Here is a 24539-nt window from a genome sequence, read left to right on the forward strand (position 1 = left end):
GGCTCGATGCATGACCCGGTAGCGATGCCGCCAGCGCTCAAGTCCTTGCGCATGCAAGTCTGCGTCGAGGTACGACTCCAAGTCGCTGCGAGTCCTGATCACACGCAAAACCATACTACAAGTATCAAGAAAGCCGCATCCGGATACCTAGAGTCTATGTGAATTCATATGTGACGGCCCGCCGGGGCGCCCGTAGGCCCGAGGGGTGGCTAGCGCTCTTCTTCCCACAACTGTTCGGTCAGGTCCTGGAACGCGGCCAGAGCAAATTTGTCGTCGGCGCGCATCACGGCCGACCGGCTCATCAGCGCCCGGACGACCGAGCCGTCCTTGTGCGCCAGCTCGACCACCATGTTCGCCAGAGCGTGCACGAAGGAAAGCAGCGAGGACTCCGACTGCGGCGCCTGGTGGAAGATCTCGTGAAAGCGCAGTGCCAGCACCTCTTCCGGATCGCACCCCACCATCTGGGCAAATGCGGTGTTGGTGAATAGGATGCTGCCGTCATCCGCGATCGCCAGGACGGGGACCGGGATCCGCTCGAGCACCACCAGCGCAGGCAACTGCTTCAGGGTGGTCATCGGGGATTGGCTGGGCTGCCGATTCCGTCTTCGCTCCACTTGGCGATTATGGCCTATCGCAGAAGTGGGCCTCACACCGCTTGGCACCAAAACGCGAACTCGGGTTCGTAATGTGGCCATCCGGCTTCGCGACCGTGACTTGACGATTCTTCAGAATTGGCTCGCTCACTCGGCTTCGGGTTCGGATGCTCGCCTCGTTCCCGTCACTGCGTTCCGCTCACTCGGCTTCGGGGTCGGATGCTCGCCTCGTTCCCGTCACTGCGTTCCGCTCACTCGGCTTCGGGTTCGGATGCTCGCCTCGTTCCCGTCACTGCGTTCCGCTCACTCGGCTTCGGGCGCCTGATACCGCGGGAACACACCGGACGGCGCGGGTAGCGCAGTCCCGGGAGTCAGGCGCGCGCCGGCAGCGGCGAACGTCCGTTGCTCATCGGTCTGGCCGAGCAGGTCCAGCAACTTATTTGCCGAATCCGGCATGACCGGGCTGACCAGCAGCGCCGCGATGCGGACCACCTCGCAGGTGACGTACAGGGTGGTCCGGAACCGCTCCTGGTCTGACTGCGCCTCGCTCTTGCGCAGCACCCACGGCTGTTGCGCGGAGAAGTACCGGTTCGCGTCGCCGAGCATCAGCCAGATTGCCTCAAGCGCCAAATGCATTGCCTGCGAATCGAAATGGACGCGGACCCGATCGAGCAGGCCATCGGCCGTCGCCAGCAACTCGGTGTCCGCGGCGATGAACTCACCCGGTTCGGGCACCGTCGCGCCCAGGTTCTTGGCCACCATGGACAGCGACCGCTGGGCCAGATTCCCCAGCTCGTTGGCCAAGTCGGTGTTGATCCGGGTGACGATCGATTCGTCGCTGTAACTGCCGTCCTGTCCAAAAGGTATCTCTCGCAACAGGAAATAGCGGACCTGGTCCACGCCGAAGGTGTCGACCAGCGCCACCGGATCGACGATGTTGCCCACCGACTTGCTCATCTTCTCGCCCCGGTTGTGCAGGAAGCCGTGCGCGAAAACCCTACGCGGCAAGTCGATTCCGGCTGACATCAGAAATGCCGGCCAGTACACGGCGTGAAATCTGATGATGTCCTTGCCGATCATGTGCAAGTCCGCGGGCCAGTAGCGGGTGAACAGCTCCGAGTCGGTGTCGGGAAAGCCGGCACCGGTCAGGTAATTGGTCAGCGCATCGACCCAGACGTACATGATGTGGTCCGGATGGTCGGGAACCTGCACGCCCCAGTCGAACGAGGTGCGCGAGATCGACAAGTCGTCCAGCCCGCCCGAGACGAAGCTGACGACCTCGTTGCGCCGGGTCTCGGGGGCGATGAACCCGGGGTTGTCCCGGTAGTGCGCAAGCAGCTTGTCGGCATATGACGACAGCCGGAAGAAATATGTCTGCTCCTCGGTCCACGTCACCGGAGTGCCGGTCTCCACCGCGATCCGGTTGCCGTCTTCGAGTAGCTGGGTCTCCGACTCGACGAAGAACCGCTCGTCGCGCACCGAATACCAGCCGGCGTAATTGTCCAGATAGATATCGCCGGCCGCTTCCATCCGCCGCCAGATTTCCTTTGAGGACACGTGATGATCCGGGTCAGTGGTACGGATGAACCGGTCGAAGGAGATGTTGAGCTTCTCCTGCATGCGCTCGAAGACGTCGGAGTTGCTGCGCGCCAGCTGCGCGGTCGGCACCCCGGCGGCCGCGGCGGCCTGGGCGACTTTGAGGCCGTGCTCGTCGGTTCCGGTGAGGAAACGCACGTCGAAGCCATCGAGTCGCTTGAAGCGCGCGATGGCGTCGGTGGCGATGTATTCGTAGGCGTGACCCATATGCGGCGCCCCATTGGGATAGGCGATCGCGGTGGTGACGTAATACGGCTTCGGCTGGTGTTGGTTCATTGCGGCTCCACCCTAATCGGGTCGCGGGCTGCCTCGCGTCTGCACATATCGTGGGCGCGTGAGCGCCAGACGAGAAGCACCGCCACCGCCGGAGCCGCTTTCACCGTTGATCGACGCCCACACCCACCTGGACGCATGCGGCGTCTCCGACGAGGCGGGAGTGCGCGCCCTCGTGGACCGGGCGGCGGCCGTTGGGGTCGAAGCGGTGGTCACCATCGCCGATGACCTGGAATCGGCGCGCTGGGTGACGCGGGCTGTCGAATGGGACCCACGGGTCTACGGCGCGGTCGCCCTGCATCCGACGCGCACCGAGGCGCTGACCGAGGACGCGCGCGCGGAGATCGAAAGGTTGGCGGCCCATCCCCGCGTGGTAGCCGTCGGCGAGACGGGGATGGACATGTATTGGCCGGGACGGCTCGACGGCTGTGCCCGCCCGGAGGTGCAACGCGAAGCATTCGCCTGGCACATCGACCTGGCCAAGCGGACCGGCAAGCCGTTGATGATCCACAACCGCGAGGCCGACCGGGAGGTGCTCGATGTGCTGCGCGCCGAGGGCGCGCCCGAGATTGTGATTTTTCACTGCTTCTCTTCCGGCAGTGAGATGGCTCGCACCTGCGCGGCGGCGGGATGGTTGCTGAGCCTGTCTGGGACGGTGAGCTTCCGTAACGCCCGCGACCTGCGCGAAGCCGTTCCGCTGATACCGTTGGACCAGCTATTGGTGGAAACCGACGCTCCATTTCTCACCCCGCATCCATATCGGGGCGCAGCTAACGAATCGTACTGCCTGCCATACACCGTTCGTGCCCTTGCTGAACTGGTGAATCGCCGTCCCGAGGAATTGGCGGAAATCACCACGAGCAACGCTCGCCGGGCATACCGGCTGAATCGGCCGGCGGAGCTCTAACGCCTGTATCCCAAAAGAATCCACTCGCAGGAGTTGCTCTGCACTGGTCGGTTCGTTACCGTCTTGTGATCGAACGGGTGGGCCTATGGGCCCATTTGTTATTTCAGCTGAATATGGTCGGTAGCTCGTCTCGAACTTTTGCTGCGTTGTTGCTGCGTAAGGGTCGTGGTAGGTCGGAACAGACTTGGGATACGTAGAGATTGACTGGGATTGACATTGAAACTGCTTACTAAACTTCATCAAGCCGAATCGCCCACATTGCGCCTGCTGGTCGGCGCCCTGCTGCTGGTACTGGCATTCGCCGGCGGATACGCCGTGTCCGCATCGAAGACCGTCACGCTGACCGTGGATGGCACCTCGATGAAGGTGCAGACCATGAGGTCGAGGGTTATCGACATCGTTCGGGAGAACGGGTTCTCCGTCGAAGGTCGCGACGACTTGTTCCCGGCCGGCGACGTCTCCGTAGGCGACGCGGCCACGATCGTGCTGCGCCGGAGTCGTCCTTTGGAGATCACCCTGGACGGCCAGAATTCCCGGCAGGTATGGACCACGGCGTCGACGGTGGATGAGGCACTCGCGCAGCTGGCGATGACCGACACCGCTCCCGCCGCCGCTTCCCGCGCCAGCCGCGTCCCGCTGTCGGGCATGGCCCTGCCCGTCGTCAGCGCCAAGACCGTCCAGATCGACGACGGCGGCGCGGTCCGCACCGTGCACCTGCCGGCGCCGAACGTCGCCGGGCTGCTGAGCGCGGCCGGCGCACCGCTGCAGGACAGCGACCAGGTGAACCCCGCACCGGCGACGCCGATCACGGACGGCATGCTGATCCAGGTCACCCGTAACCGCATCGAACGGGTCACCGAGCGGATGCCACTGCCCCCGCCGGCGCGCCGCATCGAAGACCCTGAGATGAACATGAGCCGCGAGGTCGTCGAAGACCCGGGCAGCCCGGGCACCCAGGACGTCACGTTCTCGGTAGCCGAGATCAACGGCGTCGAGACCGGTCGCCTGCCGATCGCCAACGTGGTCGTGACCCCGGCCCGCGAAGCGGTCGTGCGGGTCGGTGCCAAACCGGGCACCGAGGTACCGCCCGTCAGCGACGGAACCATCTGGGACTCGCTCGCGGGCTGCGAGGCCGGCGGAAACTGGGCGATCAACACCGGAAACGGATTCTTCGGCGGCGTCCAGTTCGACCAGGGCACCTGGGAAGCCAACGGCGGGCTGCGCTACGCCCCCCGCGCCGATCTGGCCACCCGCGAAGAGCAGATCGCGATCGCCGACGTGACCCGGCAGCGTCAGGGCTGGGGCGCCTGGCCCGTGTGCAGTGGACGAGTGGGTGCCCGCTGACGATCCGGCTGCTCGGGCGCACCGAGATCCGGCGGTTGGCCAAGGAGCTTGATTTCCGGCCGCGGAAATCCTTCGGGCAGAACTTCGTGCACGACGCCAATACGGTTCGCCGAATCGTCACGGCATCCGGCATCGGCAAGTCCGACGTCGTTCTGGAAGTAGGCCCGGGGTTGGGTTCGCTGACGCTCGCGCTACTTGACCGCGGCGCGGCGGTGGCAGCCGTCGAGATTGATCCGGTGCTGGCCGCAAGGCTGCCGCAGACCGTCGCCGAGCATTCCAACAGCGAAGCCCAGCGGTTGACCGTGCTCCATCGCGACGTGCTGACGCTGCGCCGCGAGGACCTGTCCCTGGAACCGACGGCGGTGGTGGCCAACCTGCCGTACAACGTCGCCGTTCCCGCGCTCCTGCACCTGCTCGCCGAATTTCCATCTATCCGCACCGTGACGGTGATGGTGCAGGCCGAGGTCGCCGAGCGCCTGGCCGCCGAGCCGGGTGGCAAGGAATACGGCGTGCCCAGCGTCAAGGTGAACTTCTACGGCCGGGTACGACGCTGCGGCACCGTGTCGCCGACGGTGTTCTGGCCGATTCCGCGCGTTTATTCCGGCCTGGTGCGCATCGATCGCTACGAGACCTCGCCGTGGCCCACCGACGAGGCTTTTCGCAGGCGGGTTTTCGAGCTTGTCGACATCGCCTTCGCGCAACGGCGCAAGACGTCGCGCAACGCGTTCGTGGAGTGGGCCGGATCGGGCAACGAGTCGGCCAGCCGGCTGCTGGCGGCCAGCATCGACCCCGCCCGCCGCGGCGAGACGCTGTCCATCGAGGACTTCGTCCGGCTGTTGCAGCGGTCCGGCGACCTCGGCGACGGCGCCGCAGCGGATCCCGCTCCGGCGTCCACCCGCTGAGGCGCGGACGACAGTGGTGGCGGTGCCGCTGCGTGTGATTCGCCGATGGCAGCGATAGTCTGCTGCGGTGTCAGCATCTGACGGCAACACCGCCGAGCTGTGGGTGCCCACCGGGTCGACCACCGTTCGGGTGCCGGGGAAGGTCAACCTCTACCTCGCCGTGGGCGACCGCCGCGACGACGGCTACCACGAGCTGACGACGGTGTTCCACGCCGTCTCGCTGTTCGACGAGGTGACGGTCCGCAACGCCGATGTGCTATCCCTCGAGCACGTCGGAGAGGGCGCCGACACGCTGCCCACAGACGATCGCAACCTGGCCTGGCGGGCGGCCGAGCTGATGGCCGACCACGTGGGCCGTGCCCCTGACGTGTCGATCCTGATCGACAAGTCGATTCCGCTGGCCGGCGGCATGGCGGGCGGCAGCGCCGACGCGGCCGCAGTGCTGGTGGCGATGAACGCGCTGTGGGAACTCAATCTGCCCCGCCGAGACTTGCGGATGCTGGCCGCGCAGCTGGGCAGCGACGTGCCGTTCGCGCTGCACGGCGGCACCGCGCTGGGCACCGGGCGCGGTGAGGAGCTGGCGACGGTGTTGTCGCGCAACACCTTTCACTGGGTGTTGGCCTTCGCCGACAGCGGGCTGCTGACGCCCGCGGTTTACGCGGAACTGGATCGGCTGCGTGAGGTCGGGGATCCACCCCGCCTGGACGAACCCGGCCCGGTGTTGGCCGCTCTGGCTGCCGGAGATCCCAAGCAGCTGGCACCGCTGCTAGGCAACGAGATGCAGGCCGCCGCGGTCAGCCTGGATCCGGCGCTGCGGCGCGCACTGCGCGCGGGCGTCGAGGCGGGCGCGCTGGCCGGCATCGTGTCCGGCTCGGGCCCCACGTGCGCCTTCCTGTGTGACTCGGCGGACTCCGCCGTCGACGTCGGCACCCAGCTGTCCGGGGCGGGCGTGTGCCGTACCGTCCGGGTTGCCAGCGGGCCGGTGCCGGGGGCCCGCGTGGTGCCGGCGCCGGCGACTCCGGGCGACTGAGGTGCTCGGTCGTTAACGCGGCTGTGACATGGCACTCATATCGCGTTACCGTTTGGCAGTTACTTAAGAGTTGCTTAAGATAAGCCGCGGTAGCGAGTACCGGCAGCCCAACGCAGGGCCGCCGCTCTCTACCAAATCGAGACCTAAACGCTGTCCAACGTGTGCGCGCGCCTGCTTACAAGCGTGATCTGGCGAGTGCAACATGAAAGCTCGGACCTTGGGCACAGCGCTAGTACCGAGGAGGTTTGCGTGAGCAGGTTTACCGAGAAGATGTTCCGCAATGCCCGCACGGCGACGACGGGCATGGTCACCGGTGAACCCCACGAACCTGTCCGTCACACCTGGGGCGAGGTGCACGAGCGCGCCCGGTGCATCGCGGGCGGCCTGGCCGCCGCGGGTGTCGGCCTCGGCGACGCCGTCGGCGTTCTCGCCGGATTCCCGGTGGAGATCGCCCCCACGGCCCAAGGCCTGTGGATGCGCGGCGCCAGCCTGACCATGCTGCACCAGCCCACCCCGCGCACCGACCTGGCCGTGTGGGCCGAAGACACCATGACTGTGATCGGCATGATCGAGGCCAAGGCCGTCATCGTCTCGGAGCCCTTCACGGTGGCCATCCCGGTGCTGGAGGAGAAGGGCATCAAGGTCCTCACCGTCGCCGACCTGCTGGCGTCGGAGCCCATCGACCCGATCGAGGTCGGCGAGGACGACCTGGCGCTCATGCAGCTGACGTCGGGATCCACCGGCTCGCCGAAGGCGGTGCAGATCACCCACCGCAACATCTACTCCAACGCCGAGGCGATGTTCATCGGCGCCGAGTACGACGTCGACAAAGACGTGATGGTCAGCTGGCTGCCCTGCTTCCACGACATGGGCATGGTCGGCTTCCTCACCATCCCGATGTTCTTCGGCGCCGAGCTGGTCAAGGTCACGCCGATGGACTTCCTGCGCGACACGCTGCTGTGGGCCAAGCTCATCGACAAGTACAAGGGCACCATGACCGCGGCGCCCAACTTCGCCTACGCCCTGCTGGCCAAGCGGTTGCGCCGCAACGCCAAGCCGGGCGACTTCGACCTGTCGACGCTGCGCTTCGCGTTGTCCGGCGCCGAGCCAGTCGAGCCTGCTGACGTCGAGGACCTGCTGGACGCCGGCAAGCCGTTCGGCCTGCGCTCGTCGGCGATCCTGCCGGCCTACGGCATGGCCGAGACCACGCTGGCGGTGTCCTTCTCCAAGTGCAACTCGGGTCTGGTGGTCGACGAGGTCGACGCCGATCTGATGGCCGCACTGCGCCGGGCCGTGCCCGCGACCAAGGGCAACACCCGCCGTCTGGCCACTTTGGGGCCGCTGCTGAAAGACCTCGAGGCTCGCGTGATCGACGAGAACGGCAGTGTGATGCCGGCCCGCGGCGTCGGTGTCATCGAGCTACGCGGCGAGTCGCTCACACCGGGCTACATCACCATGGGCGGCTTCATTCCCGCGCAGGACGAGCACGGCTGGTACGACACCGGTGACCTCGGCTACCTCACCGACGAGGGCCACGTGGTGGTGTGTGGCCGCGTCAAAGACGTCATCATCATGGCCGGCCGCAATATCTACCCGACCGACATCGAGCGGGCCGCCGGTCGCGTCGAGGGTGTCCGTCCCGGCTGCGCGGTGGCCGTGCGCCTGGACGCCGGACACTCCCGCGAATCTTTCGCCGTCGCGGTCGAGTCGAACGCTTTCGAAGACCCGGCCGAGGTGCGCCGCATCGAGCACCAGGTGGCGCATGAGGTGGTCAAGGAGGTCGACGTGCGGCCCCGTAATGTCGTCGTGCTGGGTCCGGGAACCATTCCGAAGACGCCGTCGGGCAAGCTGCGTCGGTCGAACTCGGTCACCCTGGTCACGTAGCGGGCGCCTCCGGGCCCGCGAGCAGACGCAAAAGCACCCATTTCATGCCGAAATAGGGTGCTTTTGCGTCTGCTCGCGCGGGATGGCCACCCCACTTTCGCTGGACGGCCTTCGGCTATTGAGATCGTTGCGCCGATGGTGGAGTCTCATGGGACGTCGTTGCCCGTCGCAGTCGAGGGAGCAGCACCTATGTACCCCATATTCCGAGCAGTATTGGCGCAAATCGTCCTGGTTGTCTCCGTCGTCGCTCTGACGGTGGCCGGTTGTCATGACGGGCGCAGCATGGGACCCGCCGGGGCGCCGACCAGCGCCGGCCCCGCGGACGGGTCGCGCGGCGTGTCGACGAAGTTCGTCAACTACACCGCCAACCAAGGTTTCGAGGCCACGGTCGGTGCGCTGACCAAGGCGGCCGGTGACCACGGCATGACGATCGTCGGCGAGGTGAACCAGGACGCTGAGTTGGCGGCCAACGGGTTGCGCCTGCCCGGCGCGCACACGTTCTTCGTCGGTAACCCTGAGCTCGGCAAGACGTTTTTCGATGTAACCAAAGCCATCGGTGCGGTGGTTCCGGTGCGCATGCACGTGTGGGCGGACGCCGACGGTCCGGCCCACATCGGCTATTTCGATCCGGCGCCGGAGTTCGCCGCGGTCGATCCCGCACTCGGTAACGGCGGGCAGCAGATATCCCAGCAGATCCGAACGATCGCCGAAGCCGCTGCCGGTGGCCCGATGGCGGGAACCGCGGTCGACACGCGGTTCATCACGGTGACCGCCAACGGCGAGTACGAGGCGACGATAGGTGCCCTGCACGACGCCGCCGACAAACACGGCATGGTCATCCTCGGTGACTTGAACGAAGAGACCAGATTGAAGGCGGTGGGTGTGCCGTCGCAACGCGCGCACAGTTTCTTCATCGGCGACCCGCAGATCGGCAAGACGTTGTTCGGTGCCACCCAGGCCATCGGCGCGGTGGTTCCGGTGCGGGTGACCGTGTGGGCGAACGACCGCGGGGGCCCGGCGCAGATCAGTTACTTCGATCCGGCGCCGGAGTTCAGCGCCGTCGATCCGGCCCTTGCGGATGCGGGAACGCGGCTGTCCGGAGCCATCCGCGCGACCGTCGACGCCGCGGCCGGCAAACAGTGATAGGAATACCGGTCTTTGGCGGGTGCCGACTCGGGCGCTCCGCCGCGTGCGCCAGCAAACGGCACCGCGGCGCTGGTGACCGCGATCGCACGCCGGGGAGACCCGCAATCTCCGCTCTTGGACAGCCGATGATCGAATCACCGCAGCGGGACCGGGTCGTCGACGGCAGCACAGCCGAAATCAACTCTCTGACAACTAGACTCGTCGTTTAGCCTTGAACTCACCCAAGCCGGTAAAGCCTTGCGCAGCGGTGAAGGTGAATTCTCCTGATGCCGAGTCGAATTGGTGACCGCCCGCCATCGGGTCGTTGACCGCCGACGTATCGGTGACCGGCGACTGGTCGAGATCGCGCACGCCGATCGACGAAGGATCTCAGGACGTAGTGCCGCCGGCTTTCTTGTTTTCCCGCAGACAGTGTGGTCGGTGGCTGCGGCGTCAGCGCAACTTGAAAACGGTATCCGGTTACAGCACAACAAGTTTGGTTGCAGGGTTGGCGACGGCCAACTGATCCGATAGCGAGCGGCGGTTGTTGAGCGGACCTCTCCTCAGTCGGGGCGGGCAAATGCCGTCGCGGCAGGCACCAACAGCGAAGTGCAGCGACAGTCGTGCTCATGCCGGCGCAGTGGCGCGGCCCCACGGCATCGGGCCTACCGGCATTCGTCCGGGGCAATGAGCTGCTCCCTGATCGACACGCAGAGAACATCCTCTGAACGACACGCCGAAATCCGCAAAACGAACACTGGTCCTCCGCCGGTGGCGTCTGCTATGAATTTATCGCTATTAGAACTCCGTTCTGCCGAGCGTCAATTGAAGATGGGAGCCGCGAATGTCGTCGTATCTGCTGGTCGCACCCGAGGTGTTGAATGCCGCGTCGGCTGACATCGCCAGTATTGGGTCTGCTCTCAAATCGGCCGCCGGCGCGGCCGCGCCCGCGACGACGGAACTGCTGCCCGCTGCCGCCGACGAGGTATCGGCGGCGATTTCGACATTCTTCGGCGGATACGGTCAACAATTCACGGCCCTCAATGCCCGGGCGGCGGCATATCAGGCCGAATTCGTGCGCGCATTGACGAGCGCGGGGGGTGCATACGCGGCGGTTGAGGCGGCCAGCGCATCGCCCCTGCAGACTTTGGAAGAACAAATCCTGAACATCATCAATGCGCCCACGAACGCATTGTTCGGGCGCCCGTTGATCGGCAATGGCATCAATGGTGCGGCGGGTACCGGCCAGGCTGGTGGGGCCGGCGGCATCCTTTGGGGCAACGGAGGCAACGGTGGGTCCGGGGCGGCCGGACAGGCGGGTGGAGCCGGCGGCGCGGCCGGGTTGTTCGGCAACGGTGGTGCCGGCGGGGCCGGGGGTGTCGGCACGGCGACCGCGGTCGGTGGGGTCGGTGGGGTCGGCGGCGCTGGTGGTTTCCTCGGAGGCAACGGCGGGGCTGGCGGGACCGGTGGAGTCGGCTTTGCCAACCCGACCGGCATCGGCGGGACCGGCGGCGCCGGAGGTGCCGGCGGCGTCGACAGGGCTCTCTTGTCGTTCCTGTGGTCCGGTGGAGCCGGCGGGGCAGGAGGCCAGGGCGGGGCCGGAGCCGTCGGCGCGGCGGCTACGACCGGCATCGTGGGCACGGACGGATTCACCGGCGGCACAGGGGGAGCCGGTGGGACCGGCGGTGCCAGCACGGGATTGTTCGGGCGTGGCGGGATCGGCGGTGTGGGCGGCCAAGGTGGCCTCGGTGGTGACGGCGGTGCCAGCGGCGCTGTCGGCACGACGGCGAGCGGCATGGTCGGTGGCAACGGCGCCGACGGCGGCCTGGGTGGTCATGGCGGCGCGGGCGGCGGCGCAGGCTTCGGAGGTACAACCGGTGCCGGCGGCAGCGGCGGTCACGGCGGCACCGCCGGCACGGGTGCGGGCGGCACCGGTGTGCTCGGCGGCACCGGCAGCGCCGGCGGCGCCAACGTGGGAAGTGCCGGTGGCGTCGGCGGCGCCGGCGGACACGCCGGCATCAGCACCATCAGTGTCGGTGGCAATCCGAGCGGGATCGCGTTGGACGCTGTCAACGGCAATCTCTACGTCGCAAACTTCTTCGATGGCTCGGTATCGGTGATCAACCCCGCCACCAACCAGGTCCTCACCACTATCCCGATCACTCCTCCCGCCGGCTTCACCGGCAACAGCCCACAAGGAGTCGCGGTCAGCCCCACCACCGGCAATGTCTACGTCACCAATTCCAACGGGAACTACGTGTCGGTGATCGACCCCGCTACCAACCAGGTGACGGCCACCATCACCGGTACCGGCTCCAATGTCTTCAATGTTCCGGTCGGTTTGACCGTGGCCGCCGACGGCCGGATCTATGTTGCCAACTCCGGCTCCAACCTGGTATCGGTGATAACTCCGCAAGGCAACAATACCTACACCGTGAGCAATATCAGCAGCCCCTCATTCAACAAACCCGCATATGTGGCGGCCAGCGGCAATAATGTCTACGTCACAAACGTCACCAACAATTCATTAGTCGCTATAGATACAAACACGAACAATGTGACGCCTTTGATCGGTAATCTGAAAGCTCCCGCAGGTGTCGCGGTAGGGAGCAATGGCGACGTCTACTTCGCCAGCTCATTGGGCAACTACACAGGGATCTACAACTCGACCGACGGCCTCAGCTCTGTCAGCTTGGCGCCGACGAGCGGCGGTAATCCGAATCCGTTCGCGGTGGCCATTGATCCCGCTACCGGCCACATCTACGTCACCAACTCGGGGACCCAGAGCGTGCCGACTGCCGGAGGTAACACGGTGTCGGTGGTCGATCCGAACTCGGGCTCTGTCCTGTCCACCGTCGGGGTGGGCCTCCAGCCCTTCGGCATTGCCATCGACCCCACTGGCGGGAACGCCTACATCACCAACTCCAACAGCAGTACGGTGTCGGTGATTCACTTGTGACCGCGCGCCACGGCGCTCGGGGTTGGTCAGCGCCGGCGTGACCAGTCGCGCGCCGCCGAAATGAAGCTGGACACGAATTCGCGCTGCGCCGAGTCGAATTCGGCGCTGTAGTCGAGGGTGTCGTTGACCGCCCGGTGTTCGAATTGCAGCGTGCAGCAGTCGGTCAGGTAGCCCTCGATGTACATGCTGGTGGCGCTGAGGGCCATCAAGGCCGTGTCGTCGGCGACGGGTGGGTCGACGAGGTTTCGCGACCCGCTGCGCAGGATGCGGATCTGGTCATCGACGAAATGGTCGGCCTCCCTGACGGCACTCGCACTGAGGATGCCGGTGGGACCCAGGTAGTGGCAATTCAGCGTGTCGCTGTTGGCACTGCCGCGCGCCATCGCCACTTTTCCGCCCACGATGTGTTCGGCGACTCGGACGCCGGCGCATTCAGTAGCGATATTCTGTTGGGGCGGAACGAAATCCGTCGGCAACTTCTTGGCGACGGTCCTGGCCAGGATGACCAGTTCTTGCTGAGTTGCCATCTCATTCGGTGCGCCCAGCAGTGGTGTCCAGGTGAGCACGAACTGCGTCGAGCCGTGATCCACGGCAATCGCCGACTCGGTCTCCCCGCGCACGAAAAATGCTTTGTCGGAATCAACGGTGACGTCCTGGCTGTTTCGGGCGCGGCGCCCACCGATGAGATTCGCGACTTCGGCAACCGGGCCGCCGATCGGCACGCCCAGCACCACCCCGCCCAGGTCGTCCCTGGGGCTGTAATGGCACGACGCCATACCTGCCGGGTGCAGTTTCGAAGCGTCCAGGCGCTGTGTCGCCAGCAGTGTGGGCGTCACCCGGTGGTAGGTGCTCTGAACGTCAGCGACCGGCAGTGTCGAGCAAAGGTCCGACAGGTGCGACGGCGGCGGGGTCGGCGCAGGTTCACAACCCGTTGCGGCCAGCAGTACGGCGGTCGCCAACAACGGGTATGCGGTCCCCAGCGTGCGTCGTGTCCTACGCATCCGAGCCGACGTTACGGGATTGCGGTGGGCCGGCCTACCACGCATGCACACGGTTCTGCGCGGGCTCGAGACCGAGTTCGATCAGCATCTCCGTGGCATCGGCCGCCTGCTCGCAGATCGTGGGTACCTCGGCGCGCTCGGCGGCGTTGAAGGGTTCCAGGACGAAGGCGGCCGGGTCTTTGCGCCCGGGGGGCGGCCGATCCCTATCCGGACTCGGTGAAAGTCCTTGGTGCCCAACGCGGCAGCCACCGAACGCAACCCGTTGTGTCCACCTTCGCCGCCGCCCAGCTTGAGCCGGATGCGGCCGAAGTCGAGGTCGAGTTCGTCGTGCAGCACCACGATGTCGGCCGGTTGCACCGAATAGAACTTGGCCAGCGGGCCCACTTGGCGGCCCGACTCGTTCATGTAGCAGCGTGGCTTGGCCAGCACCACCGCACGTCCCGCCAACCGGCCGGTGCTTATCTCGGCGCCAGAACGCTTGTGCGCCTTGAATTTCGCTCCGAGCCGGGCGGCGAGGACGTCGGCAACCATGAACCCGACGTTGTGCCGGGTCCGTGCATAGTTTTCGCCGGGATTGCCCAGGCCGACCACCAGGAGGGGTTCGGCCACGTCGCGCTACTCGGACTCGGCTTCGGCTGCCTCGGCGGCTTCCTCGCCTGCCTCGCCCTCGCCTTCGGCAGCCTCGCCTTCCTCGCCCGCGCCCTCTTCGGCAAGGTCCTCGGCCGTCGGCGCCTGCACCACGTTGACCACGAGCAGTTCCGGGTCGGAGATCAGGTTCACGCCGCGGGGCAGCTCGATCTGGCCGGCGGTGAACTGGGTGCCGGCCTCGGCGCCCTCGATGGACACGGTGAGCTGCTCGGGGATCGACAGCGCCTCGGCCTCGATCTCGATGGTGTTGGCGTCCTGGGTGACCAGGGTGTCGGGACCTGCGTCGCCCTCGACGACGACGTTGACCTCGACGGTCACCTTCTCGCCGCGACGCACGATGATGAGGTCGGCGTGCTGGATGGTGCGCCTGATCGGGTGGATCTCGATGGCCTTGGTCAGCGCGAGCTGCTCCTTGCCGGCGATGTCCAGGGTCAGCACCGCGTTGGTGCCCGAGTGTCGCAGCACGGCCGCAAAGTCGTGTCCGGGCAGCTCAAGATGCTGAGGGTCGCTGCCGTGGCCGTAGAGGACGGCGGGAATCTTGCCCTCGCGGCGAGCCCGGCGGGATGCGCCCTTGCCGGTCTCGCTCCGTACCGTGACGGCGAGTTGGTTGACTGTCGCTTTAGCCATGTGTCGCTCCTGTGTCTAAGGCACGGCCAGGGATCGCGACAGAATGCCGGTCTCCGTCGATAACGGTGCTGGTCTGATGACCAACCACCCTCGCCGTGACGCCGGGTCAGGTTATCGCACCCTCGCGAGCAGACGCAAAATCCCCTTGGAGCGCGCGCTCCAGGGCGATTTTGCGTCTGCTCGCGAGCGGGAGGGCCCCCAGGCTCGGCCGGGTTCAGAGGGGAAATGTAGTGCCGGTGAGCTGCTCGGACAGCTCCCACAGCGCGGCGGCGGTCTTGGTGTCGCGGGCGGCCCGGCTGCGCCCGACGGGCTGGGTCCGGCCGACGTAACCGAATCGCGGGCCGATGAACGAGTTGCCGGGCACATCCTGGGAGGCGGCGTACAACGTCTGCCGTGCACCGAAGTCGGCGTCGGTGGCCACGATGCGAGTGGCCGTCGACATGACCGCGTCGCTGAGCTTGCGCCCCGAGGCGCCCTGCAGGTTCGTGTGCGAGTAGCCCGGGTGCGCGGCCGGCGAGCGCAGCGGCGAACCGGCCTGGTCGAGCCGGCGTTGCAGTTCGCTGGTAAACAACAGGTTGGCCAGCTTGGACTGCGCGTAGGCCAGCCACGGCGCATAGCGGCGGTGCTGGTAGTTCAGGTCGGCCAAGTCGATCCGGCCGGGCCAGTGTGCCATCGAGGACACCGTCACGACGCGGTCGCTGAGCCTCGGCAGCAGCAGGTTGGTCAGCGCGAAGTGGCCGAGGTGGTTGGTGCCGATCTGGCTCTCGAAGCCGTCCTTGGTCAGTGAATACGGGGCGGCCATGATGCCGGCGTTGTTGATCAGGATGTCGGCGCCCTCGACGCCGTCGGCGAACAGCCTTACCGACGACAGATCCTGCAGGTCGAGGGCCCGTACCTCGACCAGGCCACGAATGCTGGCTGCCGCTTTCTCGCCCTTGGCCGTGTTGCGGACGGCCATGATGATCTTGGCACCCCGGCCGGCCAGCTCACGGGCGGTCACTTCGCCGAGTCCGCTGTTGGCGCCGGTGATGATGACGGTGCGTCCGGCGAACGAGGGGAGATCCGCGGCGGTCCAGTTGGTCATGTCTCTCAGTCTGCGGGGTCGAACTCAAGCGGCACGCTGAGGGGTCCGGTGATGCCGGCCATCGCCTTCCATTGCACGGGACCGCTCAGGCGGGGATTGGGCATCCGCGACGTGATCACCCGAAGCGCTTCCGTCAGCTCTAGGCGGGCGAGATGAGCACCCAGGCAGTAGTGCACCCCGCCACCGAAGTTCAGGATCGGCACCGGGCCTACCCGGGTGATGTCCACGCGGTCCGGGTCCTCGTAGATCGCGGGATCGCGGTTGGCCGAGGCGATGTTCGCGAACACGATCGTGCCGGCTGCTATCGGGACCCCGGCGAGTTCGACGTCCTCGGCGGCCTGCCGGATGACGCCGAAAATGATTGGCCGGTAACGCATCAGCTCATGGACGGCATCGAGCGCCAGCTCGGGGTGACGGGCCACCATGTCCCACTGGGCCGGGTGCGCTGCCAGGGCCTGAACCGCCGCGGCGAGTTGGTTACGGGTGGTATCGGTGCCGGCCCCGAGCAACGTGGCGCACAGCATGAGCAGCTCGTCGTGGGTGAGTCTGTCTCCGTCGTCTTCGGCCCGGATGAGGTCGGAGATCAGGTCGTCGCTCAGCGATGCGCGGCGCCGGGCGATCAGGTCCTCGAGGTAGGCGTCCAACTCGTTCCACGCCGCGAGGATGACCGGGGCATCGTCGGCGACGGTGGGCTCGAACAGTTTCTTGATGTCCTCGGTCCAGGCGGAGAACAGGTGCCAGTCCTCGACGGGTGCGCCCAGCAGGGCGCAGATGATGGCCGTCGGGTAACCCTTGGCGATATCGGTGACGACATCGCAGTGCCCGAGGCCCGCGACGCGCTCGACCAGGTCGGTGATGACGTCGACGGTCAGGTTGCGAAAGCGGTCGGCGGCCCGCGGCGAGAACGCCTTCGACACGAGGCGGCGCAGTCGATGGTGTTCGACCCCGTCCATGCCCAGGATGTTGCTGACGGCGCGGTCCCACAGCGGCCCGGAGGTGACGCCGAACGCGCCCAGTCCCAAGCCTTCGGCCGTAACGAATCGGTTGTCTCGCAACACGGTTCGCGTCAGCTCGTGACTCAACACCTCGGGACCGTAGGGGCCCAGGGCGATCGGTGCTTGGGCGCGGGCTTCGGCGATCGCCCGGTGTGCTTCCTCCGGGTCGGTCAGGTGGGCGTAGGCGATGGTGGGGCATTCGAGTGCGCTGGTGATCGTCATGGCGTCGACTATTCGGCGACCGCCCATAAATTCCATCCGCCGCAGCGCGTAGTTCTGACCGGCCGATAGCGCAATTCCGCAGGAGGCGCGCTGCAATTTGCGCGGTCTGGCGGATGTAATGCCTGGGTTGCGGGCGTGATGCTGGCTACCATGAGCCAACACGCGGAGATGCCGCCGCTGACCTGGGGTGATTTGAGTGTGAGCGAGTTCCTGCCGACCGGGACGGTGACGCTGCTGCTCGCGGATGTGGAGGGGTCGACTGCGCTGTGGGAGACCGAGCCCGAGTCGATGGCCGCCGGCCTGGCGTCGTTGAACCGGACTGTGGATGAATTGGTTGCCGCGTATGACGGCGTGCGGCCGGTGGAGCAGGGTGAGGGCGACAGTTTCGTGGCCGCGTTCGCGCGGGCGTCGGATGCGGTGGCGTGTGCGGTGGCGTTGCAGCGGGCGCCGCTGGCCCCGATCCGGATTCGGATCGGGTTGCATACCGGCGAGATTCAACTGCGCGACGAGGGTAACTATGCGGGCCCGACGATCAACCGCACGGCCCGGATTCGTGATCTGGCCCATGGTGGGCAGACGGTGTTGTCGGGGGTGACCGAATCGTTGGTGATGGATCGGTTGCCCGACGGGGTATGGCTGAACGAGCTGGGCCGTTATGCGTTGCGGGGTGTGCCGCGTCCTGAGCGGGTGGTGCAGTTGTGTCATCCGGATCTGCAAAGCGAGTTCCCGCCGCTGCGGGTGCGGACTGTCGTTGCGTCGCATAATCTTCCGGCGCAGTTGACCCGCTTCGTCGGGCGCCACGCGCAGCTGGCGGACTTGCGTCAGCTCATCACCGACAACCGGTTGGTGACACTGACGGGCGCCGGGGGCGCGGGCAAGACGAGACTGGCGGTGGAACTGGCGGGGCAACTGGCCGCTGATTTCGCCGATGGTGTCTGGTACATCGACCTTGCGCCCCTTACCAATTCCGCCGTAGTGCCGGTGACCGTTGCGCGCACCCTGGGATTACCCGATCAATCGGGCCGCTCGACGAGGGAACTGCTGCTGCAGTTCTTCAGCCCGAAGGAAGTACTGCTGCTGCTCGACAACTGCGAGCATCTGCTCGATGCGTGCGGGCAGCTCGTGGTTGAGTTACTGCCCACATGTCCGCAGTTGACGATCCTGGCGACCAGTCGAGAGCAACTGGGTGTGCCCGGCGAGCTGAGCTGGCGGGTACCGTCATTGTCGCTCGCCGACGAGGCGGTCGATCTGTTCCTTGACCGCGCCCGCCGGGTCCGGCCGGATTTTGTTGTAGCCCAGAACAATACCGCGCTCATCGCAGAGATCTGTGAGCGTCTCGACGGCATGCCCCTGGCAATCGAGTTGGCCGCGGCGCGGATCAGGGCGCTGTCGCTGCAACAGATCTTCGACAGCCTGCACGACCGGTTCCGGTTGCTCACCGGGGGAGCGCGTACCGCGGTGCGCCGCCAGCAGACGCTGCGGGCGTCGGTGGACTGGTCGCACGCGATGCTCACCGAACCTGAGCGCATCCTCTTCCGCCGCCTCGCGGTTTTCATGGGCGGGTTCGACCTAGACGCCGCGCACGCGGTGGGAGCGGACACCGAGGCCGAGCGTTTCCAGCTGATTGATGTTTTCGGGCTGCTGGTCGACAAGTCGCTCGTCGTCGCTGAAGAAGTTCACAACGCGATGCGGTACCGCGTGCTGGAAACGGTGCGTCAGTACGGACTCGAAAAGCTCGGCGAGTCAGGCGAAGCCGCGACGGTGCGCGCCCGGCACCGCGACTTTTACACCGCCACCGCGGCCGCCCTTGCGTCAGGACCGCAAGGTCCACTGGTGCAGTGGGCCGACGTCGAGATAGACAATCTGCGAGCGGCCCACGCGTGGAGTCGCGAGACGGCACAGGTCGGGACGGCGCTGGAGCTCGCGGCGTCGTTGCAGCAGTTCTGGTTGACGCGCGGGCGGTTTCGCGAGGGGCTGGCCGCCGTCGACGCCGTCCTCGCCGACGATCTCTACGAATCGAGCGACATCAAGCCGGCGATCCTGGTCCGCGCAGTCGCCGACGCGGCGGTTCTGGCGGTCTGGGCGTCCGTTCCGGCCAGCCTGCAGCGAGCGGAGCAGGCACTGGCCGTCGCGCGTCAACTCGACGACCCCGCGCTCGTGGCACGCATCCTGATGGGCTGCGGCATGCTCAATTTCTACAGCGCCGAAACGTACTTCAACGAGGCGATCGAGCTGGCCCGCGCTTCGGGTGAGCTGTCTGTGCAGTGTCACCTTCGCGCGTATCAGTCCTTCGCCTGCACTGTCGCCGGCGATCCGATCGCAGCTGAGGCAGCCGGTCAGGAAGGCCGCGCCATCGCCGACACGCTCGGCGACGGGTTCATGTCCCGCTATTGTCAGGCGTTCGTCAGCATTGCGCTGGGGATGCAGGGCAGATTGAGTCAGGCCGTCGAGGTGGCGCGGTCGCTGGTGGAGGACGCGCGGACCGAAGTAGATCGCGCGATGGAGACGTTCGGTTTGACCACCCTCGGCCAGGCGCTCGCGCTGCGAGGTGATGTCGCGTCGGCCCACACCGCGGCCGCGGCAGCTATCGAGGTCGCGAGTGCCCTGGGCGGCTTCCACCAGGACACGGCCTACGCACCGCTGGCCGGCGCCGCCCTGGCCGGTGGCGACGCGGTGGCGGCCAGAGATGCCTGCGAGGCGGCGATGCGGCATACCTATCCGCTGAAAGAGTTGTTCACCCGGAGCATCGTTCCGATGACCGACGCAGCCTTGGGTTGTGGTGACCTCGTGGCCGCAAGGCGCTGGGCGGACGACACCGTCGCCGTCGCCCCGGGCTGCCACCAGGTGCCGGCCCTGGCGGGACGGGCCCGGGTCGCCCTCGCGCAGGGCGAGCCGGACCAGGCCGAGCGAGACGCCCACGAGGCACTGGTTGTCGCCGCCCGCACCCGAGCATATGTGTGGGTGGCCGACGCTCTGGAAATCCTCGCTGGCCTGGCGGCCGAGGTTGGCAACTGCGCCGGTGCGGCGCGGATTCTCGGTGCGGCGCAGGATCTTCGTCAGCGCACCGAAAGACCGCGGCTACCGATGTATCACGCGGATTACGACGCCACGGTGGTGAAAGTCCGGGAAGCGTTGGGACAGCAGGATTTCGATGTGGCATGGGCCGAAGGTGCAGCTCTGTCCGTCGAGGAGGCCATCGCCTATGCCCAGCGCGGCCGGGGCGAGCGCAAACGTCCCGCGACGGGCTGGGCTTCCTTGACCCCCATGGAACTCGACGTGGTACGTCTGGTCGCAGAAGGGTTGGGCAACAAAGACATCGGCGCGCGGTTGTTCATTTCACCGCGCACCGTTCAGAGTCATCTCACGCACGTCTACGCCAAGCTCGGGTTGACCTCCCGCGTCCAGCTCGTCCAGGAAAGCGGCAGACGGGCCTGACGGGGTGTGGGCCCGGCATCTGGCGCAGCACGACGTGGCTCGGCAAGACTGGGCAGATGACATCCAAGGCCGAGAAGGTCCTGTTCAAGTTCCTCAGTCTGCACGACAAGATCTATCAGGCGACGAATGGCCGGATCGGGCACCGGGTGCCGGGTATGCCACCCAACCTGCTCCTGCACACGGTTGGTGCCAAGACGGGTAAGGCGCGCATCAACACGCTGACCTACGCCAAGGATGGCGACGATTACCTGGTCGTGGCATCGAAAGCCGGCTATCCCAAAGCTCCCGGCTGGTATCACAATTTGAAGGCGAATCCCGATGTCGAGATCAACGTCGGCTCACGGCGTTTTGCAGTCACCGCCCACCCCGTGTTGCCCGACAGTCTCGACTACGCGCGGCTGTGGAAGATCGTCAACAAGAACAACGCCAACCGTTATGTCGAGTACCAGAAGAAAACATCGCGGCCGATTCCGGTGATCGCTCTGCGGCCCACCCCCTGAATCGTTCCGCCCCGGAATTGCGCCTTCTGGCGGATGTAGTGGGCGGCGCCGGGCGTGATGCTGGCTAGCATGAGCCAACATGCGGAGATGCCGGCGCTGACCTGGGGTGAGTTGGGTGTGAGCGAGTTGTTGCCGACGGGGACAGTGACGTTGCTGTTGGCTGACGTCGAGGGTTCGACGGCGTTGTGGGAGAGCCAACCTGAGCAGATGACGGCTGCGCTGGGGTTGTTGAACCGGACGGTGGACGAGGCGGTGGCCGCCTATGGCGGGGTGCGTCCGGTGGAGCAGGGTGAGGGTGACAGTTTTGTGGCCGCGTTCGCGCGGGCCTCGGATGCGGTGGCGTGTGCGGTGGCGTTGCAGCGGGCGCCGCTGGCGCCGATCCGGATTCGGATCGGGTTGCATACCGGTGAGATTCAGTTGCGTGATGAGGGGAACTACGCGGGCCCGACGATCAACCGAACGGCCCGGATTCGTGATCTGGCCCATGGTGGGCAGACGGTGTTGTCGGGGGTGACCGAATCGTTGGTGGTGGATCGGTTGCCCGACGGGGTGTGGCTTACCGATCTGGGTAGCTATCCGTTGCGGGGTGTGCCGCGTCCGGAGCGGGTGATGCAGCTGTGTCATCCGGATCTGCGCAACGACTTTCCGCCGCTGCGGGTACGCACGGAGATCGCGACGCACAACCTTCCGGCGCAGCTGACCAGTTTCGTCGGGCGTCAGGCGCAGATGTCGGACGTGCGGCAGCTGGTCATCAGCAACCGGCTGGTGACCCTGACCGGGGCCGGCGGGGTCGGCAAGACGCGGCTGGCTGTCGAGGTCTCCTCGCTGCTGAATCCCGAATTCCCGGCCGGCATCCGGTATGTGGACCTGGCGCCGATCACGAATGCCGCCGTTGCGCCGTTGACGGTTGCACGCACTCTGGGGCTGCCCGATCAACCCGGGCGCTCCACTATGGAGTTACTGGTTCGGTTCCTCGGCGAGAAATCCATGTTGTTGGTGCTGGACAACTGCGAGCACCTTCTCGACGCCTGCGGAGACATGGTGGTCGAGTTGCTGGGTTGCTGCCCGCAGCTGACGATTCTTTCCACCAGCCGGGAGCCGCTCGGTGTGCCCGGGGAGCTGACCTGGCGCGTGCCGTCCCTTTCGCTTGCCGGTGAAGCCGTCGAATTGTTTGCCGACCGTGCTCGTCAAGCTCGTCCGGATTTCGTTGTCAATGACGGAAATACGGCGCTAATCAGAGAGATCTGCGAGCGCCTCGACGGTATGCCGCTGGCGATCGAGCTTGCCGCCGCACGCATCCGGGCACTGTCTTTGCAACAGATCGGCAGCTCGCTCCATGACAGGTTCCGGCTGCTGACCGGCGGTGCGCGCACCGCGGTACGACGGCAGCAGACATTGCGGGCATCGGTGGATTGGTCCCATGCGCTCCTGACCGATCCGGAACGGGTCCTGTTCCGGCGGCTTGCCGTGTTCACCGGGGGGTTCGATCTCGAGGCCGCCCAGGCGATCGGTGCCTGCACTGAAATGGAGAGCTATCAACTTCTGGACCAGCTCAGCCTGTTGGTGGACAAGTCACTGGTGGTAGCCCTCGAAACAAGCGCCGAGACAAACACTGATGGCGGGATGCGGTATTCGTTGCTGGAGACGGTGCGTCAGTACGCGCAGGAAAAACTGGGTGAGTCGGGTGAGGCCGAGGAGACACGCACCCGGCACCGTGACTACTACACCTCAACGGCAACGGAATTGGCGTCGCAGGGCCTCGCCGGCGTGGAGCGGCTCTTGGCTTGGGCGCGGGCCGAAAGCGACAATCTGCGAGCGGCATTCGCGTGGAGCCTGGACAGTGGCGACCGCGAATCGGCATTACGTCTGGCGTCATCATTGCAGGAATTCTGGCTTCGCACCGGAATCTTCCGGGAAGCGCTGGCGGCGTTCGACGCGGTCCTGACCGACGGTCGGCCGGAGGAAATTGCGCCTGGTGTCTGGGTGCGCGCTGTTGCCGACCAGTGCGCGATCGCGGGCTGGGCGGGCGCACACGGCCACACTGACCTGGCACAGGAGGCGCTCGAGGTTGCCCGCAAACTCGACGACCCGGCGCTGCTGGCCCGGGCGCTCGGTGCGTGCGGCACTGCGACTTTCTACAACGCCGAGGTCGCACAGGCCCACTTCACCGAAGCGATCGAATTGGCTCGCGCCGTAGGCGAAGAGTGGAGCCTCATGCCGATCTTCAGCTATCAGGCGACCGCGGCGGTCGTCGCCGGAGAACCGCTGGCGGCCATCGCGGCGGCCGAAGCGGGACGTGATCTCGCCGATGCACTGGGCGACGGCTTCTTCTCGCGAAACAACCGGGCCTGGCTGGGATGCGGGTTGTGGTTCCACGGAGACCTCGACGAGGCCATCGAAGTTCTTCGCTCAGTGGTCGCGGAGGCCGAAGCTGCGGCCGACCCGTCGGCCACGATCTTCGGGCAGGTCTGCCTCAGCGGAACCCTGGCGTTCAACGGGCAGGTCGCTGCCGCACATTCCGCCGCGCTGGCCGCGGTGGCCGCCTCGGACAGTGTGGGTGGGATGACCGAGGACACGGTGAACGGGGCGATTGCGCACGCCGCCCTGGCCGGCGGTGACGCCGAGGCGGCCAGGCAGGCAGCCCAGGAAGCCTTGCGGCACAGCGTTCCAGACCGCGAAGCGTTCACCCGCAGCGTCGCCCCGCTGGCGGAGGCGCTTCTCGCATGCGGTGATCTCGTCGCCGCACGACACTGGGCCGACGAGTGCATCGCCATGGTGCCGGGCATTTTCAAGATGACCGCGCTGACCGTGCGCGCTTTTATCGCAGCTGCCCAGGGCGAGCCCGAACAGGCCGAGCGCGACGTCCACGACGCGCTGACGATAGCGGCCCAGACGCAGGGATACATGAAGGTGGCCGACACCCTGGAATGCCTGGCACGTCTTGCGGCCGACGAAGGCAACGCCGCGTATGCGGCTCGCCTGCTGGGCGCGGTGCACGGTATTCGACAGCGCAAGGGGCACGCCCGCTATCCGATGTATCAAGCCGGCTACCAGGCCGCCGTTGCCGCCGTTCGTGAGGCATTGGGGGACAACGCATTCGAGGATGCATGGGCCGACGGCGCGGCGCTGTCCATCGAGGAAGCGATCGGGTACGCCCAGCGGGGACGCGGCGAACGGAAGCGTCCCGCCAGCGGCTGGGGCGCGCTCACCCCGATGGAGCTCGACGTGGCGCGGTTGGTCGCAGAAGGTCTGGGCAACAAGGACATCGGCGCGCGGTTGTTCGTGTCACCCCGTACGGTGCAGAGCCACCTCCGGCACGCCTACGCCAAACTCGGCCTGACTTCCCGCGTGCAGCTGGTGCAGGAAGTGTTGCGGCACGCCTGATCTGGCGAGCAGACGCAAGGTCGCACATTT

General features: G+C 66.4%; 17 protein-coding genes and 1 pseudogene. 10 read left to right on the forward strand and 8 right to left on the reverse strand.

Annotated elements, in window-relative coordinates:
• Window positions 1-209 precede the first annotated feature (209 nt).
• Together ACNQS7_RS25865 and metG are read right to left on the reverse strand one after the other, a co-directional pair.
• Entirely contained in the window at window positions 210-575 is a 366-nt protein-coding gene (locus tag ACNQS7_RS25865) for a PAS domain S-box protein (protein WP_055576853.1), read from the reverse strand.
• Window positions 576-896: 321 nt separating this feature from the next.
• Window positions 897-2465, reverse strand: a complete 1569-nt coding sequence (metG, locus tag ACNQS7_RS25870) for a methionine--tRNA ligase (protein WP_418014779.1) — start codon at window positions 2463-2465, stop codon at window positions 897-899.
• Window positions 2466-2523: 58 nt separating this feature from the next.
• On the opposite strand from metG, the gene ACNQS7_RS25875 reads away from it, so the two are divergent.
• The 6 genes from ACNQS7_RS25875 (at window position 2524) to ACNQS7_RS25900 (ending at window position 9672) form a co-directional block, all read left to right on the forward strand.
• Window positions 2524-3369 (forward strand): TatD family hydrolase, encoded by an 846-nt coding sequence (locus tag ACNQS7_RS25875; RefSeq protein WP_418014780.1) that lies wholly within the window; start codon window positions 2524-2526, stop codon window positions 3367-3369.
• Between the two features lie 216 nt (window positions 3370-3585).
• Complete coding sequence (locus tag ACNQS7_RS25880) at window positions 3586-4713, forward strand: transglycosylase family protein (protein WP_418014781.1); 1128 nt, start codon at window positions 3586-3588, stop codon at window positions 4711-4713.
• On the forward strand, window positions 4677-5615 hold the full coding sequence (rsmA, locus tag ACNQS7_RS25885; protein WP_418016150.1) for a 16S rRNA (adenine(1518)-N(6)/adenine(1519)-N(6))-dimethyltransferase RsmA: 939 nt from the start codon (window positions 4677-4679) through the stop codon (window positions 5613-5615). Before ACNQS7_RS25880 ends, rsmA begins: the two co-directional genes overlap by 37 nt.
• Window positions 5616-5682: 67 nt before the next feature.
• A complete protein-coding gene (locus ACNQS7_RS25890; RefSeq protein WP_418014782.1) occupies window positions 5683-6645 on the forward strand; it encodes a 4-(cytidine 5'-diphospho)-2-C-methyl-D-erythritol kinase in 963 nt (320 codons plus the stop codon).
• A gap of 249 nt (window positions 6646-6894) precedes the next feature.
• Complete coding sequence (locus ACNQS7_RS25895) at window positions 6895-8529, forward strand: fatty acyl-AMP ligase (protein ID WP_418014783.1); 1635 nt, start codon at window positions 6895-6897, stop codon at window positions 8527-8529.
• 189 nt (window positions 8530-8718) lie between these two features.
• Window positions 8719-9672, forward strand: a complete 954-nt coding sequence (locus ACNQS7_RS25900) for a DUF302 domain-containing protein (protein WP_418014784.1) — start codon at window positions 8719-8721, stop codon at window positions 9670-9672.
• A 195-nt stretch (window positions 9673-9867) separates the two neighbouring features.
• On the opposite strand, the gene ACNQS7_RS25905 is transcribed toward ACNQS7_RS25900, so the two are convergent.
• A complete protein-coding gene (locus ACNQS7_RS25905) occupies window positions 9868-10026 on the reverse strand; it encodes a hypothetical protein (protein WP_418014785.1) in 159 nt (52 codons plus the stop codon).
• 472 nt (window positions 10027-10498) lie between these two features.
• On the opposite strand from ACNQS7_RS25905, the gene ACNQS7_RS25910 reads away from it, so the two are divergent.
• Window positions 10499-12613, forward strand: coding sequence for a PE domain-containing protein (locus ACNQS7_RS25910; protein WP_418014786.1), 2115 nt, complete (start codon window positions 10499-10501; stop codon window positions 12611-12613).
• 26 nt (window positions 12614-12639) lie between these two features.
• On the opposite strand, the gene ACNQS7_RS25915 is transcribed toward ACNQS7_RS25910, so the two are convergent.
• The 5 genes and pseudogenes from ACNQS7_RS25915 to ACNQS7_RS25935 form a co-directional block, all read right to left on the reverse strand.
• A complete protein-coding gene (locus ACNQS7_RS25915; protein WP_418014787.1) occupies window positions 12640-13614 on the reverse strand; it encodes a hypothetical protein in 975 nt (324 codons plus the stop codon).
• 34 nt (window positions 13615-13648) lie between these two features.
• A pseudogene (gene pth, locus ACNQS7_RS25920) lies at window positions 13649-14223 on the reverse strand (aminoacyl-tRNA hydrolase).
• Window positions 14224-14229: 6 nt separating this feature from the next.
• Window positions 14230-14889: a 50S ribosomal protein L25/general stress protein Ctc gene (locus ACNQS7_RS25925; RefSeq protein WP_055581270.1), complete on the reverse strand. Its 660-nt coding sequence runs from the start codon at window positions 14887-14889 to the stop codon at window positions 14230-14232.
• A gap of 214 nt (window positions 14890-15103) precedes the next feature.
• Window positions 15104-15973 carry an oxidoreductase gene (locus tag ACNQS7_RS25930; protein WP_418014788.1) on the reverse strand — a complete coding sequence of 290 codons (870 nt, stop codon included), beginning with the start codon at window positions 15971-15973 and terminating at the stop codon, window positions 15104-15106.
• Between the two features lie 5 nt (window positions 15974-15978).
• Window positions 15979-17190: a cytochrome P450 gene (locus ACNQS7_RS25935; RefSeq protein ID WP_418014789.1), complete on the reverse strand. Its 1212-nt coding sequence runs from the start codon at window positions 17188-17190 to the stop codon at window positions 15979-15981.
• Window positions 17191-17328: 138 nt separating this feature from the next.
• On the opposite strand from ACNQS7_RS25935, the gene ACNQS7_RS25940 reads away from it, so the two are divergent.
• Genes ACNQS7_RS25940 through ACNQS7_RS25950 form a run of 3 tightly spaced genes read left to right on the forward strand, consistent with a single transcriptional unit; the run spans window position 17329 to window position 24509 of the window.
• Window positions 17329-20625: a helix-turn-helix transcriptional regulator gene (locus ACNQS7_RS25940; protein ID WP_418016151.1), complete on the forward strand. Its 3297-nt coding sequence runs from the start codon at window positions 17329-17331 to the stop codon at window positions 20623-20625.
• 56 nt (window positions 20626-20681) lie between these two features.
• Window positions 20682-21125, forward strand: coding sequence for a nitroreductase family deazaflavin-dependent oxidoreductase (locus ACNQS7_RS25945; protein WP_418014790.1), 444 nt, complete (start codon window positions 20682-20684; stop codon window positions 21123-21125).
• 57 nt (window positions 21126-21182) lie between these two features.
• Entirely contained in the window at window positions 21183-24509 is a 3327-nt protein-coding gene (locus tag ACNQS7_RS25950) for a LuxR C-terminal-related transcriptional regulator (protein ID WP_418016152.1), read from the forward strand.
• The last annotated feature ends 30 nt before the right edge of the window (window positions 24510-24539 follow it).

The organism is Mycobacterium sp. 23 (assembly GCF_048287075.1).
In the GTDB taxonomy this organism is placed as follows: Bacteria; Actinomycetota; Actinomycetes; order Mycobacteriales; family Mycobacteriaceae; genus Mycobacterium; species Mycobacterium gordonae_B.